18 protein-coding genes are annotated in these 16,927 nt (G+C 72.3%); 11 read left to right on the top strand and 7 right to left on the bottom strand.

Annotated elements, in window-relative coordinates; genetic code table 11:
• The first annotated feature begins 32 nt into the window (after positions 1–32).
• Both ACIQUT_RS26130 and ACIQUT_RS26125 read left to right on the top strand, forming a co-directional pair.
• On the top strand, positions 33–1,229 hold the full coding sequence (locus ACIQUT_RS26130; protein ID WP_403566138.1) for a sensor histidine kinase: 1,197 nt from the start codon (positions 33–35) through the stop codon (positions 1,227–1,229).
• On the top strand, positions 1,226–1,864 hold the full coding sequence (locus ACIQUT_RS26125; protein ID WP_403566137.1) for a response regulator: 639 nt from the start codon (positions 1,226–1,228) through the stop codon (positions 1,862–1,864). Before ACIQUT_RS26130 ends, ACIQUT_RS26125 begins: the two co-directional genes overlap by 4 nt.
• A gap of 70 nt (positions 1,865–1,934) precedes the next feature.
• On the opposite strand, the gene ACIQUT_RS26120 is transcribed toward ACIQUT_RS26125, so the two are convergent.
• From ACIQUT_RS26120 to ACIQUT_RS26105, 4 genes are all read right to left on the bottom strand, one after another.
• Complete coding sequence (locus ACIQUT_RS26120) at positions 1,935–2,234, bottom strand: hypothetical protein (RefSeq protein WP_403566135.1); 300 nt, start codon at positions 2,232–2,234, stop codon at positions 1,935–1,937.
• 108 nt (positions 2,235–2,342) lie between these two features.
• Complete coding sequence (locus ACIQUT_RS26115) at positions 2,343–2,579, bottom strand: hypothetical protein (protein WP_403566133.1); 237 nt, start codon at positions 2,577–2,579, stop codon at positions 2,343–2,345.
• Complete coding sequence (locus ACIQUT_RS26110; protein WP_403566132.1) at positions 2,576–3,343, bottom strand: MFS transporter; 768 nt, start codon at positions 3,341–3,343, stop codon at positions 2,576–2,578. Before ACIQUT_RS26110 ends, ACIQUT_RS26115 begins: the two co-directional genes overlap by 4 nt.
• Positions 3,344–3,588: 245 nt before the next feature.
• Entirely contained in the window at positions 3,589–4,062 is a 474-nt protein-coding gene (locus tag ACIQUT_RS26105; protein ID WP_403566130.1) for a C40 family peptidase, read from the bottom strand.
• A 498-nt stretch (positions 4,063–4,560) separates the two neighbouring features.
• Between ACIQUT_RS26105 and ACIQUT_RS26100 the strand changes: the two genes are divergently transcribed.
• The 4 genes from ACIQUT_RS26100 (at position 4,561) to ACIQUT_RS26085 (ending at position 10,048) form a co-directional block, all read left to right on the top strand.
• Positions 4,561–5,070: a hypothetical protein gene (locus ACIQUT_RS26100; protein ID WP_403566128.1), complete on the top strand. Its 510-nt coding sequence runs from the start codon at positions 4,561–4,563 to the stop codon at positions 5,068–5,070.
• Between the two features lie 162 nt (positions 5,071–5,232).
• Positions 5,233–6,156, top strand: a complete 924-nt coding sequence (locus ACIQUT_RS26095; RefSeq protein WP_403566127.1) for a hypothetical protein — start codon at positions 5,233–5,235, stop codon at positions 6,154–6,156.
• A gap of 161 nt (positions 6,157–6,317) precedes the next feature.
• Positions 6,318–8,477 carry a DUF4139 domain-containing protein gene (locus ACIQUT_RS26090; protein ID WP_403566125.1) on the top strand — a complete coding sequence of 720 codons (2,160 nt, stop codon included), beginning with the start codon at positions 6,318–6,320 and terminating at the stop codon, positions 8,475–8,477.
• Between the two features lie 8 nt (positions 8,478–8,485).
• Positions 8,486–10,048: a mucoidy inhibitor MuiA family protein gene (locus tag ACIQUT_RS26085; protein WP_403566123.1), complete on the top strand. Its 1,563-nt coding sequence runs from the start codon at positions 8,486–8,488 to the stop codon at positions 10,046–10,048.
• Between the two features lie 115 nt (positions 10,049–10,163).
• On the opposite strand, the gene ACIQUT_RS26080 is transcribed toward ACIQUT_RS26085, so the two are convergent.
• Positions 10,164–10,889: an SDR family NAD(P)-dependent oxidoreductase gene (locus ACIQUT_RS26080; RefSeq protein ID WP_403566121.1), complete on the bottom strand. Its 726-nt coding sequence runs from the start codon at positions 10,887–10,889 to the stop codon at positions 10,164–10,166.
• A gap of 299 nt (positions 10,890–11,188) precedes the next feature.
• Between ACIQUT_RS26080 and ACIQUT_RS26075 the strand changes: the two genes are divergently transcribed.
• Positions 11,189–11,473 (top strand): hypothetical protein, encoded by a 285-nt coding sequence (locus ACIQUT_RS26075; protein ID WP_403566119.1) that lies wholly within the window; start codon positions 11,189–11,191, stop codon positions 11,471–11,473.
• A 111-nt stretch (positions 11,474–11,584) separates the two neighbouring features.
• Positions 11,585–12,190: a TIGR03086 family metal-binding protein gene (locus tag ACIQUT_RS26070; RefSeq protein ID WP_403566117.1), complete on the top strand. Its 606-nt coding sequence runs from the start codon at positions 11,585–11,587 to the stop codon at positions 12,188–12,190.
• 96 nt (positions 12,191–12,286) lie between these two features.
• Here ACIQUT_RS26070 and ACIQUT_RS26065 read toward each other — a convergent pair whose 3' ends face one another.
• Complete coding sequence (locus ACIQUT_RS26065; protein WP_403566308.1) at positions 12,287–13,807, bottom strand: SDR family NAD(P)-dependent oxidoreductase; 1,521 nt, start codon at positions 13,805–13,807, stop codon at positions 12,287–12,289.
• Between the two features lie 108 nt (positions 13,808–13,915).
• On the opposite strand from ACIQUT_RS26065, the gene ACIQUT_RS26060 reads away from it, so the two are divergent.
• Positions 13,916–14,242: a hypothetical protein gene (locus ACIQUT_RS26060; RefSeq protein WP_403566116.1), complete on the top strand. Its 327-nt coding sequence runs from the start codon at positions 13,916–13,918 to the stop codon at positions 14,240–14,242.
• Positions 14,243–14,272: 30 nt separating this feature from the next.
• Here ACIQUT_RS26060 and ACIQUT_RS26055 read toward each other — a convergent pair whose 3' ends face one another.
• On the bottom strand, positions 14,273–15,265 hold the full coding sequence (locus ACIQUT_RS26055) for a GlxA family transcriptional regulator (RefSeq protein WP_403566114.1): 993 nt from the start codon (positions 15,263–15,265) through the stop codon (positions 14,273–14,275).
• 52 nt (positions 15,266–15,317) lie between these two features.
• Here ACIQUT_RS26055 and ACIQUT_RS26050 point away from each other — a divergent pair, with 52 nt between their 5' ends.
• Together ACIQUT_RS26050 and ACIQUT_RS26045 are read left to right on the top strand one after the other, a co-directional pair.
• Positions 15,318–15,713, top strand: coding sequence for a cupin domain-containing protein (locus tag ACIQUT_RS26050; protein WP_403566112.1), 396 nt, complete (start codon positions 15,318–15,320; stop codon positions 15,711–15,713).
• A gap of 147 nt (positions 15,714–15,860) precedes the next feature.
• Positions 15,861–16,838, top strand: a complete 978-nt coding sequence (locus ACIQUT_RS26045) for a hypothetical protein (protein ID WP_403566111.1) — start codon at positions 15,861–15,863, stop codon at positions 16,836–16,838.
• Positions 16,839–16,927: the final 89 nt, after the last annotated feature.

Here is a 16,927-nt window from a genome sequence, read left to right as displayed (position 1 = left end):
TAGCCTGGGCCCGGAACGCAGGGGGTGACGCGGTGTCCGCGTGGAATGTGAAGGGATCGACCCGCCCGGTGCCGTGGGTCGCACCCTTGCTGTACGGAGCCGTGCTCGCCGGCGGACTGTATTTCCGGGCCGCCGGACTGGCCCCGGGCACAGGCGGGTCACCGGGCGGCATCCGCACGGCCGGATTCGCCGCCGGGCTCGCGCTGATGTGCGTACTGGACGGCGTCGAGCGGCACCGCTTCCCGGTCCGTACCCCGCGCCGGCCCGCCGCGGTCCTGCTCCTCACACGCCTGGGGCTGACCGCCGGGGTGAACGCCGTGGACGACTCGGGCCTGGCCCGCGCGCTGTTCGTCCTCCTGCCGTTCTGGGCCTGCTTCGCCTTCGGCCACCGGACCGCCCTGGCCCTCGCCGCCCTGTGCACGGGCGGCCTCCTCACCGGCTACGGGGTGTCGGCCCCCGGCTGGTACCGGGACCTGGAGCGTGTCTCCGACGTGCTGATGCTCGGCGTCGGCCTGGTCCTGGCCGTTTCCATGGCGGCCGTGGCGGCCGCCGAACAGGAGGGCCGGGCGCGGCTGGCCTCCTACGCCGCCCGGGTCGGCGACCTGTCCGCCGCAGCGGAGCGCAACCGGCTGGCCCGGGACATCCACGACAGTCTCGGCCACCACCTCACCGCCGCCTCCGTACAGTTGGAGCTGGCCACGGAATTCCGCGGTCTTGACCCGGACGCCGCGCAGCGAGCGGTCGAGGAGGCCAGGCGATCGGTGAAGCTCGCCCTGGGCGACGTACGGCAGTCCGTCCGCGCCCTGCGCGAGGAGCCCGCCTCGCCCTCGCTGTCCGCCGCGCTGGCCGGCCTCGCCCGGGGCCACGGCGGGCGGCCGCTGGTCACCGCCGAGGTCGAAGGCGACGAGAGCGGCTACGGCCCCGCCGCCCTGACCACCCTCTACCGCGCCGCGCAGGAGGGCCTCACCAACGCCCGCCGGCACGCCCGAGCCACCCGGGTGTCGATAACCGTCACACTCGGCACGGAGACCGCCCGGCTGGTGGTCGTCGACGACGGCCGTGGATTCCTCCCCGGCAGCGGTGACGACATCGGATTCGGCCTGCTCGGCATCCGGGAGCGGGCACGGCTGGTGGACGGCAGGGTGGAGCTCGACAGCACCCCCGGAGCCGGCACCCGGCTCACCGTGACCGTCCCGCGCACGCCGGTCACCGGGGCGGCGGCGCCATGACGGTACGCGTCCTGGTCGTCGACGACCAGCAGCTCATCCGCGAAGGCATCGCCGCACTGCTCGGCATCCGGCAGGGCATCACCGTCGTGGGCACGGCGGCGGACGGCAAGGAAGCCGTGGACAAGACACTCGAACTGCGCCCCGACATCGTCCTGATGGACGTCCGCATGCCGGGCATGGACGGCGTCGAGGCCGCCGCCGTCCTGCGCGTCAAAGCCCCGGAATGCCGGACGGTCATGCTGACGACCTTCGACGACGAGCAGTACGTCATCCAAGCCCTGCGCGCCGGGGCGAGCGGCTACCTGCTGAAGGACCTGGCCGCGGAGGAACTGGCCCACGCCCTGCGGCTCGCCCATGCCGGCGTCACCCAGCTCGACTCCTCGGTGGCCGGCCGCCTGGCCGCCGCCCTGCCCCGCCCCGGCCCGGCACCGGACCAGGAAGCGCCCGCACTCAGCCCACGCGAGACCGAGATCCTCCGCCTGGTGGCCGAAGGCCTGACCAACCGGGAGATCTCCACGGCGCTCTTCGTCAGCGAAGGCACCGTCAAGAACCACATCTCCCGCATCCTCGGCCGCCTGAACCTGCGCGACCGCACCCAGGCCGCGATCCGCGCCCGCGACATGGGCCTGCTGTGAGACGGCGACGGCGACACCGCCCGAACCGGCCGCCCGGCGATGGTGCGCACCGACTGCGACGTCGAGGACGTCACGGCATCCGCTCGTTCGCTGTGACCGGTCCGGTCTTGGGAGCCACGCACTTCTCGACGGTGGTCTCCTCGCCGGCCGCTGCGCCCTTCAGACAGAGTCGGCCACCGTCGACGCGCAGGTCGAGGAGGAAGCGCGTGGTCGGGCCGGACTGCTTGAGGTCGTGTATGCGTTCGTCGATGTAGCCGAGGTCGTTCAGGCTCCTCCTGACCCGGTCGGGGGTGGGGTCTGTGAGATCCCAGAGCGCCCGGGCGATGCGCTCTTCGTGACGGGCGCTCGCGCACCAGTCGCGAGCGCCCAACTCCACTTCCGGGCCCGCGGTGGGGGCGAGGGGTGCCTCCAGAGCCTCGGTCGCGGGATCGTCGGTCGGCAGCGTTTCCGCCGCCGGGGCGGTGTCCGAGGGGCAGTGCTACGCAGTCCCGTTCAACATCGCGATGAAAGCCGCCTGTTGACCGGATGCGGCCGGCGCGTCCGTGCGCCGGGCGCTGACGACGTCAGCGGGCCTGCTGTGCGATCCGTCGGCAGCTGTCTGCCGGGTGCCGCAGGCGGCGAGTGCCAGGGCGGCGAGGACGGTTGTCGCGAGGGCGAGCTGCGGGCGCCGTCTGGAGCGGGCAACCGTGCCGGCCGGGGCGGGAATTCGCGTCATGCGCACAGCCTCCGGTCAAGCCTCCCGCTGCACATGAGTATGCGTACTCGAGCAGATCGCGTTCGGCGACGCAGAGCGCACGCCGTACCCCGTTCGACGGCGAGGGTGAGTGCAGCCAGGCCGACGACGACGGCCAGCGCCCCGGGCAGGTCGACCTGCCCGGTAGCGCTCTCATCGCGGGAGTCGGGTACGTAACGCAGGGCGATCAGCAGAGCCGAGGCGCTCAGCGGTGCCAGGAACCAGAAGATCCAACGCCATCCGGGGCCGTCGGTGAGACCGCCGCCGACGAACGGTCCGAGGGCGGTACCCAGGTTGGCGATGCCGAACGTGATGCCCAGGGCCCGGGCCCGGGTGGCGTCGGAGAAGGCGTTGGTGACGACGGCGACCGGGACGGGGAAGATCAGCGCTGCCCCCACCCCCTGTACGACGCGGGCTGCGACGTGGAAGCCCAGGGTGGGTGCCAGGGCACAGCCGACGGAGGCGGCGGCGAACAGGGCCAGCCCGGTCAGCAACACGGCGCGGCGGCCGAGGAGGTCGCCCAGGCGGCCTCCCACGATGAAGAAGCAGCCGATGGCGAGCATGTAGGCGGACAAAGTCCACTGGCTCGCGGAAACCGTCACCCGCATCCCGGCGGTGATGCCGGGAATGGCCAGGTTCAGGGCGAAGAAGTCGACCTGGATGCAGAACAGGGCGATCGAGACCGAGGCCAGAACCCCGGCCCTCCCGGATGCCCCCGCAGGGAGTCGTACGGAGATCGGCCGCATGACACCAGCACACCCCGAGCCGCGCCGCTCGGCCAGCCGGGGCCGCCCGGGCGGTGCCCGCGACAGGGGGAGACGGTCGGATCGGAGCGCGTCGCGTTGCTCGGTCACCCATGCGCAGGGCAGCGCGTCCGCGCCCCTTTCGACGCACGCCCAGCCGCGGTCCGGCCCCGACGGCTGCGGGGACATTCACAGGCGAACCGGAGGCGCCGACATGGCCGTCCGACCCTGCGCCCTGACGGCGCCGGTCAGTTGGCGCGCGTGTAGCGGGCATTCTCCGTCCAGATCTGCTCCAGCCTTACGCGGGTGCCGGGCCGGGGTGCGTGCCAGATCCTGTCATTGCCCGCGTAAATGCCCACGTGGGCAATGGTCGAGCCGGCAGGAAAGAAGACGAGGTCGCCCGCGGTGCGCTGTCTGCGTGAAATGCGCCTGGTGCTCCGGTACTGCTGCTCGGCAGTGCGGGGGAGTGTCCGCCCTGCCTTTCGGAAGGCGTAGAGCGTGAGACCGGAGCAGTCGAATTGCCTGGGCCCCATGGCCCCGTAGACGTATGGGGCGCCCTCCTTGGAGGCGGCGATGACGACGGCTTTGGCGCCGTACGGGGAGGCCGCCTCGGCGGGCGTGGCAGGGGCGGACAGCGTGGCCACGGAAATTATGAGCAGGAAGGCGAAAGAGCGCGGAGCGCCTCGTCGATTTCTGTGCGGGGTGTGATTCTTGTCGGACATATGGTGATCAGCCGTGGAGCAGGGCAATCGTGATCCTCCGCATCCAGGTATGGGAGCGGCCGACAGGGCTGCTCTCCGGTGATATGCGTACTGGCTCTCGACAACGGCCCATTGTTCTCGGCCGATGCGCTGCGGAGGTTTTCGGACACGCCCGGAAATATCTCGGTTGGGTAAAAGCGCCCCGGGAAAAGACGGATGATCTGAAACGGTTGCGCCGGTCGATTCGGAGCGCCGTACGCGCCCGGGAGATCGGTGCTCCGGTCGCAAATCCCCTGCACCCGCCCGACGTTGTTCCTGGTGAGGGGAAGGGTCGTGCGCCGACGTGCGCGCCCCTGTGCGGCTGCTGTCCTGATCGCCCGGGTGTTCTCGCCCATGACCTGCGACCCCGTGCCCCGCCCGTGATCGCCGATAAGCCAAATCCCGTTGCCGGCGGGCGATTTCCGGTCATCGAGTCCTCGCTACTCAGCAAAGGCCCAATCACGCTCATATGATCGGATCATGGGTCCTCTGAAGCCAAATCTCATCGAACTCGTACTCGGCCTGGTCTGCTTCCTGTCGGTCTTCGCAATCATGGCCAAGGTCCTGGTGCCGCGGATCGGGAAGACCCTTGGGGAGCGAGAAGCCGCCACTGAGGGCGCGCTGGAACGTGCCGAGGAAGTCCGGCTGGAGGCGCAGCGCGTCCGTGACCGTTACCTGGCCGAGTTGAGTGCCGCCCGCCACGAGGCCCTGAAGATACGACAGGCTGCACACGAGGAGGGTGTGGCGCTGCTGGCTGTCGTTCGTGCAGAGGGACAGAAGGTGCGCGATGAACTGGTCGCTGCGTCCTCCGTCCAGCTCGAGGCGGACCGGGTCATTGCCGAGGCCGAGCTTCGCGAGGGGGTCCTCGCGTTGGCCACTGAGCTTGCCGGCCGCATCCTCGGCGAGCCGCTCACGGACGTCGAGCGCAACCGCACCATTGCTGACGAATTCTTCGCCGACGTCGATGCACGGGCCGCCACCACGAACTGAGTTCAACGGCGAGTCGCGTGTGCCCGGCCCGTCGGCTCGCCGTGGGCCCGGAGCGGGTTGAGGGCGCGGTGCAACGCCACGGCGGCTTCCGCGCCTCGGCCGGTTCTGGGCTGAGTACGCGTACTCATGTGAGCCTGGAAGCCGGCTGCCAAGATCCGCAACATGACGCATAGCAGACGGGCGTTAACGGCCCTGCATCTCTTCCTGGTCTGGGCGGCGATGGTGCTGGTGATGCCGGCGCTCGGTTCCGGGTTGCTCGTGACGGCCTGGGTCGGCGGGACGGGTGCGGCCGTGCCGGTCTTCGCGCTGGGCGCACTGCTGTCGGTGGGTCTGCTGGTCGTCGCGGGTGTGCCGGCGCGGACCGTGGTGCCGTTGTGCGGCTCCATGCCGCGGCGGCTCGGCTGGGCGGCACTGGTCTTCCTCCTCGGCACGCTCGGCAACCTGGCAGGTCTGGCCGCCTACGGTGCGGATGTCGACCTGGGGAGCGCCGGTACCCGGATCGCGTTGACGGGCGTGCCGTACGCCGTTGCCGCGGCGCTCTTCGTGCCGGGCCGGTGGGTGCGGCTGGGGGCGGTGGCCGTACTGGCGGCCGCAGTGGCCTACGGGGGCTTCGTCGGCCCGGATCAGGCGCAGCAGCGCCGGCACGCAGCAGAGGTCGCGCGGTACCGGGAGCGTCCGGAGCTGTTGTACGTGGGCCCTGCGCCGTCCGGCATGGAACTGTCCCGTGCGGAGGTCAGCCCCTCCTACTTCATCGCCGAATACCGCTCCGCCCGCCAGGACGTGTTCGCGTACGTGGGCCTCACGGTGCGCTCGCCGCTCACACCGGCGCCCCGATGCCCCGAGCTCGCGGAGGACGGCGTGACGTGCACGGTGGACGGGCACGGCGAGAAGCGCACGGTCCGCGACCTTTCCGGCGGCGAACGCGAAGTCACGCTCATCCGCCGCCACGGGGACGCGGAGGTCGAGGTCGCCAGCCAGACTCTGGACGAACGCGGGCTGCGCCACCTCCTGGACTCGCTGCAGCCGCTGTCGGACGAGGAGCTGGAGAAGCTGATGCGGGAAGGGAAGATCAACCACATACGCTGAGCCGCCGACGGCGTCGGCGGGCTGCCCCCGGCCTCGGCCCGCGAGGGGTCGAATCGTCGTGAAGCGGACGGAGGTTATCCACAGGGCGCGGTAAGCGAGGTGATCCGGTGCCTCGTTCTGCGTACGCTTTCACCAGAACGGACGTGGTGGGGGCGGTGCACATGAAGACGCAAGCAGCAGCAGGACAGTGGGGGTCGACCCTCGATTCGGTGGTGGTGTACGCACAGGGGGCGCTCTGCCGCCGCCTGGCCCGCGGCAGCGTGCCGCCCGACGGCAAGGTGCGGGTGGCAGGGCTGCCCCGGTCGATGGACCCGGGCTCGCTGCGGGCCCGAGTGTTGGGCGCCCCGGGCGTGCGGGTCACCGAGGCCCGGGTGGAAGTCGAGGCCGGCCCGCCCGGCGTGGGAACGCCCGACGGGTTGCGCCGCGAGGTCGAGCGGCTGACCGACGAGTACGCGGCGGCGCTGGCCCGCCGGGACCGACAGCTCGGCCTGATCGAGGAAGTCCGGGGGCTCAAGCCGGTTCCGCCCGCCCGCAGGAGGGACGACCCGCACCGCCGTACCCCGGTGGACGCGTGGCTGGACCTCGCCGACTTCGTCGACGAGCGGCTGACTCGACTGCACTCCCGCCTCGCCGAGCTGGAGCGGACCGTGAGCACCTTGGAGCACGAGCTCGACGTCGCCGCCGACCGCCTCGCCCGGGCCTCGACCGACGCACCGTCGGCGCACGTGGAGACCACGGTCTGCGCGGTCCTCACCCTTGATCTCACCCTCGATCGCACCGGTGGCACCGGAGCGGCCCCGGGGCCCGACGGCGTCCGGGCGGCCGAGACGGAACCCGAGACGGACGGGGAGCCGGAACTGGAGGTGCAGCTGGAGGTGGAGCTGGAGTACGGAGTGCCGGGCGCGGTGTGGGTGCCGACCTACCGGCTCACCTGCCGTCAAGGCGACAGCGACGGCCGTCTCCTGATGCGCGCCTCGGTCGCCCAGCGCACCGGTGAGGACTGGACCGGCGTACGCATGGCCCTGGCCACCGCCGACCTCCGGCGCGGCAACGACCTGCCCAGGCTCCGCTCGATCCGCCTCGGCCGCCGTCAGGCCGCCCCTGCGCCGTCCGGCTGGCGCGAACCCCCGGCCGGGCTGGCCGGGCTGTTCTCCGGATACGACGCGGCCGGTTCCCGTCCCGCCGTCGGAGCGGCGTCGGTGGCCGCCGGCCGGTCCGCCGTGGTGGCAGGCGGTCCCGTGCCGCGCCCCACCCCGGTCGCCGCCCCGCGGCCCGTACCCCCGCCGTCGGTCCTGCCCCCGGCACCGCAGGGCTACGGCGGCGCAAGTCCCGGCCTTGCGCCGCAGGCCCCCTCGGGACGGCCCGCCGCCCGGGCACGCAGCGGCGGTTCCTCCTTCGCGGGGGCACCCGGCCGCCCGGCCATGCCGCCCGCAGCTCCCGGCAGCGCCCCGCTGCCTCCTCCGCCCCCGCCCCCGGCGGTCGGACCGCCGCGCCCGAACGGCACCGAGCTCGACTACGCCGCCCTCGTCCTGAGCGGACCCGACGAGCCGGGCGCGCACAGGGGCAGACTGTTCCCCGGCGCCCCCTCGGACCTGGTGGCGCAGGAGTACCGCCGCCGCGCCGAAGCGGTGGCCTCGCTGCCGCTCCCCGGCCACGCGGTGAGGCCCCGCGAGTCGGCGGGCTCCTTCGACCACCGGTTCGACGCCGCCGCACGCACCGACATCCCGTCGGACGGAGCCTGGCACACGGTCACGGTCACGGAGATCCCCGTCGGGCTGCGCACCGAATACCTCACCGTCCCGTCCGTGGAACAGACCGTGTACGCCACGCTGGTGCTGTCGAACGCCACCGACCAGGCACTGCTGGCCGGCCCGGTGGAGGTCACCGTCGACGGCGAGTTCCTGCTGACGGCTGCCCTGCCCACGCTCGCTCCCGGCGCCGTCCGCAGGGTCGGGCTCGGCCCCGCCGAGGGCATCCGGGTCATCCGCCGCACCCACCTGAACGAGTCGACGGCGGGCCTGCGCAACAACACCACCGTGCTCGACCACCGCGTCCACGTCGAGCTGGCCAACGGGCTCGCCCGACCCGTCACCGTCGAGGTCCGCGAGCGGATACCCGTCAGCTCCGAGCCGGACGTCCGGATCGAGGAACGGGCCGACTGGACGGCACCCGAGGCAGGCACCGGGCCCGAGAACCACGCCCCCGGCACCCGCCTCTGGCGGCTCGACCTGCCCGCAGGCGCCACCGCCGCCCTCGAAGGCGGCTACGAGATCCGCATCCCGACCGGCAAAGCCCTGGTCGGCGGCAACCGCAGGAGCTGACAACCGCCATGTCCACGGCCCCGAAGCCGATCGCCCTCCCCGTCACCGCCGTCACCTGCCTGGAGGACCGGGCCCACGTCGAACGGTCCGCCGTCCTCGACCTGGAGGCCGGCGTCCAGCGGCTGCGCCTCGGGCCGGTCAGCGCGCTCGCCGTCGACCGGACCCTCCATGCCGGTCTGACCGCCGACTTCCCCGCGACCGTGCTCGACGCACGGATCGTGCGGACCTGGACGCCCCGCGGGCCGCTGCCGTCCACCGAGGACGACTCGGCCCTCCGCCTGCGCGTGCACGAACTGGAGGAGGAACAGAAGACCCTCGAGCGGCGACGGGACCGGCTGCACGCCCGCCTCGACGTCCTCGGCCATCTCGCCACCGACCTGCTGCGGGAGATTTCCGAAGGCGCCGGCACGGGCGAGGCCGACCGGATCCGCTGGGCCGCCGAACTGGACCGGGTGGACGACGAACGCGACACCCACGGAGAACAACTCCGCACCGTCCAGGCCCGCCTCACCGCACTCGACTCCGAACTCGCCGCCACCTGGCGGGCCGTGCACCTGGCCGAGGAGGAGCCGGCCGAGCTGGTCGGCCACATCGACCTGACCGTGCAGACCCAGACCGCCGGCCCGGCGGAACTGCGCCTGACACACCTCACCCCGTGCGCACTGTGGCGGCCCGCCTACCGGGCCGTCCTCGACGGGGACTCCCTGACGCTGGAGACCGACGCGATGGTCTGGCAGCGCACCGGCGAGGACTGGACCGACGTACGACTGACCCTGTCCACGGCCCGCTCGGCGCTGACCACCACCCCGCCGCAGCTGGGCGAGGACAGGCTCACCCTCACCGACCGCTCCGCGGCCGAGCGCCGCACGGTCGACATCGAGCTGCGCGAGGAGGAGATCGGGGACCTCGGCCCCACCCCGGTGCTGGGCCTGCCCGGCGTGGACGACGGCGGCGAGACACGCGTACTGAGCGCCCCCGCACCGGTGACCGTGCCCGGGGACGGCCGCGCCCACCGGGTGCCCCTCTCCGCCTTCACGACGGGCACGACCAGCGAGCACGTCTGCTCACCCGAGATGTCCCCCTTGGTCACCCAAGTGGTGCGGTTCGACAACCTCTCCGGTCACGCCCTGCTCTCCGGCCCGGTGGACCTGGTCCGCGGCAGCGGGTTCAGCGGCCGGGGCACGCTGGACATGACCGCGCCCGGGGCGCCCGTCGAACTCGCCTTCGGCAGCCGCGACGACCATGCGGTGGTCCGGCGCACCGAGGAGTCCCGGGACACCACCGGAATCCTGCAGAAGACCGTGATCACCCGCACGGTGGAGGTGCACCTGTCCCGGTTCTCCGCACCCGGCGAACAGGGCGACCGCGTGGTGGTCCTCCGCGAGCGGATACCGGTCTCCGAGGTTTCGGCCGTGGAGGTCCGGCTGCGCAAGGACGCCTGCTCCCCGGCCCCCGAAGCCGTCGACTCCGAGGGCATCGTCAGCTGGAACGTCCCCCTCCCGCCCGGCGGCCGCAGCACGGTCACCCTGGTGTACGAGCTGTCGGCGAGCTCCAAGGTGACGGGGCTCTGAACCCGGGCGATGCCGCACCGCCCGGCGGCGGCTGCGCATCCTCGTGCTCGCTGTGACGCGCCGCCCGGGAGGGGCAGAGCCGCGACTGACCGGGCTGCGGCACGCCGCGGCCCGGTCAGAGCACGGTGTCCGTCTCGGCGGCCAGCGCGCGCAGGAGACGGTCCTGGAACGCCTCGTCGTGGACCGCGCGGTGCGGCTCCAACAGCTGGCCGTGGTACCAATACCCGCCGGTGACCAGTGCTCGGGCGTCGTCGCTGGAGGCGAGCCACTCCTGTGTCCGATGGCCGAGCTCGAGATCGTCCGGCGCGTTGGGGCCGCCCATCTTCGTCGGCACCCAGCCCGGATCCACGGCGTTGCTCAGCACCCCGGGGCGCAGGCGCGCCACCGCGGCCGCGAGCGTCGTGACGAACAGCTTGCTGTCGGAGTACGAGCCGGGGCTCTCGCCCCGCCAGTCGACGCCTGAGAGTGACGGGTGTCCGCCGAGGTGTGAGCCGCTGCTCACGTACACCAAGCGGCGCGGCCCTCGTAGCAGGGCCGTGAGCAGGTACGGTGCGACGATGTTGACCGGCATGACGGCTGGTCCGCTCCACACGCCGGCGTTGTGGATGACGGCGTCGAGCGGCTTCCCCTCGTTCAACTCGGCGGCGATACGCACGACGGCGTCACGTTCCGTGAAATCGCCGACGACGATGTCCGCGCCACGGTCGACCAACGCGTGGACGGCTGCGGCGCGCTCTCCGTTCCGGGCGTGCACCACGACCTCATGCCCTCCGGACAGCAGCGAGTCCGCCGCAGCGCGTCCGAGACCATCCGCGGAACCGGTCACCAGGATTCGGCTCACGATCGCACCCGTCCTCTCGGCGGCACCGTCCGCGGCGCGGCCGCTCGGCTGCCATGTCCTTTGTCCACACCTCGACGGTACGGCTTGCAGGCGCGAGGAGGGACGTACCGGCAGTCCACCCTCGGCGGGCGACGCGCAGGCGCCGCACGGACAGCCGACTTCCCGCCGGGAAGGGGGCCGTTCGGAGGACGGCAGGCGGGTCCATGACGGTGAAAGCCGGTCGGCTTGCGATCGCGGTGGCTGCCGCGGGGGAAGGACGTCCCGGCAACGACCGTCCCGCAGCCACCGAGGAGCCAACCATGTACGCAGCAGTCCGGCGGTACGAAGGAGTGACCGATCCCGCCGAGGCAGCACGCATCGTGCGAGAGGGGTTCGTGCCGCTGATCCGGCAGGTCCCCGGCTTCGTGGCCTACTACTGGGTCGACGCCGGGAGCGGGGTGATGGTCTCGACCAGCGTCTTCCAGGACCAGGCCGGTGCCGAGGAATCGATCGCGACGGCGGCGGACTTCGTGCGGGACAACCTCGCGTCACTGCTCCCGAACCCCCCTCAGGTCCTGGCCGGGGAGGTCGTGGCCGCCTCGTAGTGCCGCGAGCGTGGTCTCCCGGTCCAGGCGCGGTTCCCGGCCGTGGCGCGGTGAGCACGTACCTCGCCACCGGTCCACCCCCCAAACCCATCGCCCCGGACGGAGCCGCAGATGACCGATACGGCGACGCTCGACCTGCGGCCACAAGCCCGGGTCGTGGCCCGACTCGCGGCGGCAGTCTCGGACGACCGGCTCGCCGCCCCGACGCCCTGCCCGGAGTACGCGGTCGGCGACCTCCTGAGCCACCTCGCACACCTCGCCGTCGCCTTCCGCGACGCAGCCCGCAAGAACCTGGGGCCCACGACCGACACGGCGCCCGACGCCGCAGCCGTGCCCGCCCTGCCCGACCACTGGCGCGAGGAACTGCCCCGCGTCCTCGCCGAAATGGCCGAGGCATGGACCGACCCGGCCGCCTGGACCGGCATGACCCGCGCGGGCGCCGTGGACCTGCCCGGCGACATCGCGGGTGCCGTGGCCGTCGACGAACTGGTGATCCACGGCTGGGACCTTGCCCGGGCCATCGGCCACGCGTACGCCCCCGATGCGGCCGCGCTGCGCGCCGCACACGCGTTCCTGCTGGCGGCCGCCGAGGACGAAAGCCGTGGCGGGGGCATCTTCGGACCCGTCGTGCCCGTACCGGACGACGCTCCACTGCTGGACCGGTCGATCGGGCTGAGCGGACGGGACCCGGGCTGGACGCCGCCGACGTCCCCATGACGCCGTCGCAGCAGCCGACCGCCGGCAGTATGGCGGTATAGCGGCACGGCGCATGGCGGCGCGGCGGCGGGCAGCCTGCTCAAGCCCCGGGAGGCGTCACCAGGCGACGTGCCGGTAGTCCTTCAGAAGGACGCCGTGGACGGGTGCGCCGGCTTGTCCCTGCACGATGGGGTGGTAGATGCGGGCTGCACCGTCGACGACGTCCAGCGGAGGACGCCAGCCGGTGGCGGCGTGCCACTCCCGCGCGGGAAGCGGCTTCTCGTCGGTGATCCAGCCGGTGTCGACACTGCAGGTGTGGATGCCACGGGCAGCCAGGTCGGCGGCACTGGTGCGGGTGAGCATGTTCAGCGCCGCTTTGGCCATGTTGGTGTGCGGGTGGTCACCGGTCTTGTCGCGGACGGTGAACTGGCCTTCGACGGCCGAGACGTTGATCAGGTAGCGGTGCCGGTGCGGGGAGGCGTCCAGCAGGGGCATCAGGCGGTCTGCGAGCAGGAACGGCGCGATGGCGTTGACCAGCTGGACTTCCAGCAGTTCGACCGGGTCGACCTGTCCCAACCGCAGCGTCCAGGAGTTGGTGGCGGACGTGTCGGTCAGCAGGCCCGCCTCGTCGACGGCGGCGTGCGGCAGCAGGGCGGCGGCCGCCGAGGCGGCAGCCGCGTCCGAGGTACCGGCCAGGGCGTGGTGTGCGACGAGCCCGGGGGCGAGCTCCGTCGTCCACGGCAGGGGCGCCGTACGGGGGCCGGGCGCGAGGAATCCCGGAGCGGTCCAGATCCGAGCCGCGGGGAGTGGGGTCTGGTCGGCGGTCTCGGCGGTCTCGCCGGCGGCGAGTGCGCTGTAGGCCTGCGGAGAGCGGCGCAGGGTCTGAGCCGCGTTGTTGATCAGGATGTCCAGGGGCCGGCCCTGCGAGAGCAGGTGGTCCGTGAAGGCAAGGACCTGCCGGGGATCACGCAGGTCGAGGGCGGCGATCTGCAGCCGGTGCCACCAGTCGGCGGCGCCGGGCGCTGCGGCGAAGCGGCGTACCGCGTCGCGGGGGAAGCGGGTGGTCACGGTGAGCTCGGCGCCGTCCCGCAGGAGCATCAGCGCGGTCTGGTAGCCGATCTTGACGCGTCCGCCGGTCAGCAGCGCACGCCGGCCGTTCAGGTCGGTGCGGGCGGTGCGCCGGGTGAAGTTCTCTTCGGCGCACTGGGGGCACAGCTGGTGGTAGAAGGGGTGGACCTGCCGGTAGTGGTTCTTGCACGCGTAGCAGCGCTGCGGGCGGTTCAGCAGCTGCAGAGGCCCGCCGTTGTCCGGGGCGTTGTCCGGCGACGGGCGCTTCGTTCCGGAGCCGGGCTGACTCCTGACGTACTCGCCGACCGTCAGGCCTGGCCGAGTGGCGGGGGTGTTGGTGGGCAGCGCTGCGTCCATGACGCGGTCGGGGGCGCCCGTGGCCGTGGCAGCGAGCAGCTTCGCGTCGGCTGCTGCCCGGGCTGCGCGTGCCTGAGCGCGGCGGCGATGCCGGCCGTCGCGGACGAGAGTGCCGGCGGCCTGTTCCACCAGACGGCGCTGGGCATCGTCCACGGGGAGCTGTCGTGCCCGGTGCAGCAGTTCCAGACAGGTCTGTATGAGCTCGCTGTCCATCGGCGTATCTGCGGCGGGAGTCACCGAAACGGCTGCCTGCACCAGAATTTCCTTACTCGAAACCCGAAAGTCGAACATGTGAGCGCGTCAACGCGGCAATGACCGCCCATGATGCATGAGTGCTGCGACATCCGTCACTCGCATTTGCCCGGCACCAAGTGGACCGGCCACGGCTCGCACCAGTTCCCTGACGTCACGGGCCTGACCGCTGTCGCGGCCGGCGCGCCGGACGACGTGTGGGTGCTGGGCGAGCGCTGGGGCAGGGCGGTCATGACCTACGTCAGCGTGCCGCACCACTGGAACGGCAGCACCTGGACCGCCCGGACCGCGGGCGCCGCCGGAGGCACCCTGACCGCGGAGCGGCGGGAGCTTCACCGCTCGGCTCGTCGGCGGCGGCACCCGGTCGGTCAGCTCCCCGACGACCGCCTCCGGTAGCGGCCGCACCGCACCGGGGTCGACGGGGCTTCACTTCCCCTCGGGGCCGAACCGCCGCCTGTATGCCGACGGGTTGATGCCCGTCTCGCGCCGCATCAGCAGGCGCAGGTTGGCGGCCGTGCCGAGCCCGCTGCGCCGCGCGACCACCTCGAAGCGGGACTCGCCCCGCTCGATCAGCCGGCAGGCCAGGGCGAGGCGTTCCCCCGTGAGCCACGCCAGCGGGGTTGTTCCCAGCTGTGCCCGGAAGCGGCGGTGGAGCGTCGCCGGGCTGACCGCGGCCCGCGTCGCAAGCGCGGACACCGTGAGCGGTGCGTCCAGCCGTTCCTGGGCCCAGGCCAGGACGGGCGCCAGGGACTCGTCGGCCGGGTCGGGCATCGGGCGCTCCACGAACTGCCGCTGCCCGCCGTCCCGGTGCGCCGCGAAGACCAGTCTCCGGCTCACCGCGTTGGCGATCTCCGCGCCGTGGTCGCGGCGCACCACATGCAACCCGAGATCGAGCGCGGCCGCACTGCCCGCGGCGGTGAGGATGTCGCCGTCGTCCACGAACAGCACGTCCGATTCCAGGTGGACGGCGGGGAAGCGGGCTCGGAAGGAATCCGCCCACTGCCAGTGCGCGGTGGCCCGTCGCCCGTCGAGAACGCCGGCCTCGGCCAGGGTGAAGGCGCCGCTGCAGAAGCCGATCAGGCGCGCACCGCGCGCGTGCGCCCGCCGGACGGCATCGAGTACGGCGGGCCTGCGCGGGACCTCGACGTCGGGACGGTTGGGCACGATCAACGTGTCCGCCGTATCGGCCGCTTCCAGACCGGCGACTCCCGTGAGCGTGAAGAACCCGTCCCGCATCAGGGTGCGGGGCTCGGGGGAGCAGAGCCTGAAGTCGTAGAGGTCACGGCCCGTCTCCGGTCTGCGCAGTCCGAAGACCTCGGTCGCGCAGCCGAGCTCGAAGGGGTTCGAGTTCTCGTCCACGATCACGACCACCCGGGGTACGTCCGCCGTGCGCACGGGGTGCGAGGATCCTTTCGACATGTGCAATTCCTAGCACTCACACCGGCCGTGCGAAACGGCTCAGGATGAGCCCATGAACAACCGGCCCATCTCCCTTGAACAGGCTCTGGCTTCTTTCGACGCCCTGTGGAGCCCCCGCATCGTCACACGCGTCAACGACTACGACGTCCGTATCGCCAAGGTCGAGGGCGAGCACATCTGGCACGCGCACGACAACACCGACGAGTTCTTCCTGGTGCTCGACGGTGAACTCCACATCTCCTTGCGCGAGTCCGACGGCGAGCGAACCGTCCGGCTCCCGCGGGGGTCGGCCTTCACCGTCCCCCGCGGCACGGAGCACAAGCCGTACGCCCCCTCCGGCGCGGCGATCCTCATGTTCGAGCCCACCGGGACACCGACGGTCGGAGACCGCCACGACGAGATCCCGGACCACGTGGACGCAACGACCGGACACAGCCTCACCTCCTAACGCGCGCCCCTGGCCGACAATCGGCCAACGCTGCGCCGCCGTAGGGAAACAGTTGTGCGGTTCACGGTTCCTCGTGATACTCACTGTCTCCGCGGGGGCGGTGATCAACGTGCCCCCACACGGAAAAGGGAACAGCAGGGGGTGGAGATGGCGTCTCTCCGCAGCGCGGGGTTGTCGCTCAAGCGCTGGATCGGCAGGTCCGGCGTACAGATGGAGAAGGATTACGGTGACCCCGCGGTGACGCGGATCCGTGAGGCGGCTCAGGCGGGGGACTGGGCCGGCGTACGGGACGGGCTCGGGGCGTTCCCCGAGAGCGGGGACCGTACGTGGATGCTGTGGACGGTGGGTGAGGCCGCCGGGGTGGAGAAGTGGATCCACGAGGCCATGGCGGCGGAGCCGGACTCGGCGCTGCCGCGGCTGGTCGCCGGGGCCCGCTACGTCAACTGGGGTTGGGAAGCCCGGACCGGAGCGCGGGCGAAGGACGTCTCGCGCGAGCAGTTCGAGACGTTCCACGAGCGGCTGCGCAAGGCCGAGACCTGGCTGTACGAGGCGGCGGAGCGGGAGCCCGACTGGACCACGCCCTGGTACGCCCTCCAGGTCACCGGGCGCGGGCTGGAGGTCGGCCCCGACGTGGCCCGGCGCCGGTTCGAGGCGACCGTACGGCGGAGCCCGCACCACCTGGGCGCCCACCAGCAGTACCTGCAGCAGGTGTGCGAGAAGTGGGGCGGCTCGCACGAGCGGATGCACGCCTTCGCCCGCGAGGCGATGCTCGGTGCGCCCGAGGGCAGTCTGCTCGGCCAGCTCGTGGCGGTCGCGCACATCGAGCACTGGCTCTCGCTGGCCAGCGGACCGGACTCCCACTACATCCAGCGCTCCGATGTCATCGGCTCACTGCGCGAGGCCGCCGAACGGTCCGTCCTGCACCCGGATTTCGCGCAGGGCAAGGGCAGGGTCCAGGTCTGCAACACCTTCGCCATGGCCTTCTCGCTGGCCGGGGAGACGGCGGCGGCCCGCCGCTGCTTCGAGGCGACGGAGCGGACCGCCACCGAGTTCCCCTGGTACTACATCAACGGCGCGAACCCGGCCGAGGCGTACCGCAACTACCGCTCGACCGTGGGCGCCTGACTGCCGCCGGCCCCGCTGCCGGCCCCAGTGCCGGCTCCGGTGCCGATCGGGGCCGGCCGGCCCGGCCCGGTCGCCGCGCCCCCGTCTCG

Source organism: Streptomyces sp. NPDC090445 (genome assembly GCF_044769385.1).
In the GTDB taxonomy this organism is placed as follows: Bacteria; Actinomycetota; Actinomycetes; order Streptomycetales; family Streptomycetaceae; genus Streptomyces.
This window is presented reverse-complemented; position numbering and strand designations above follow the sequence as displayed.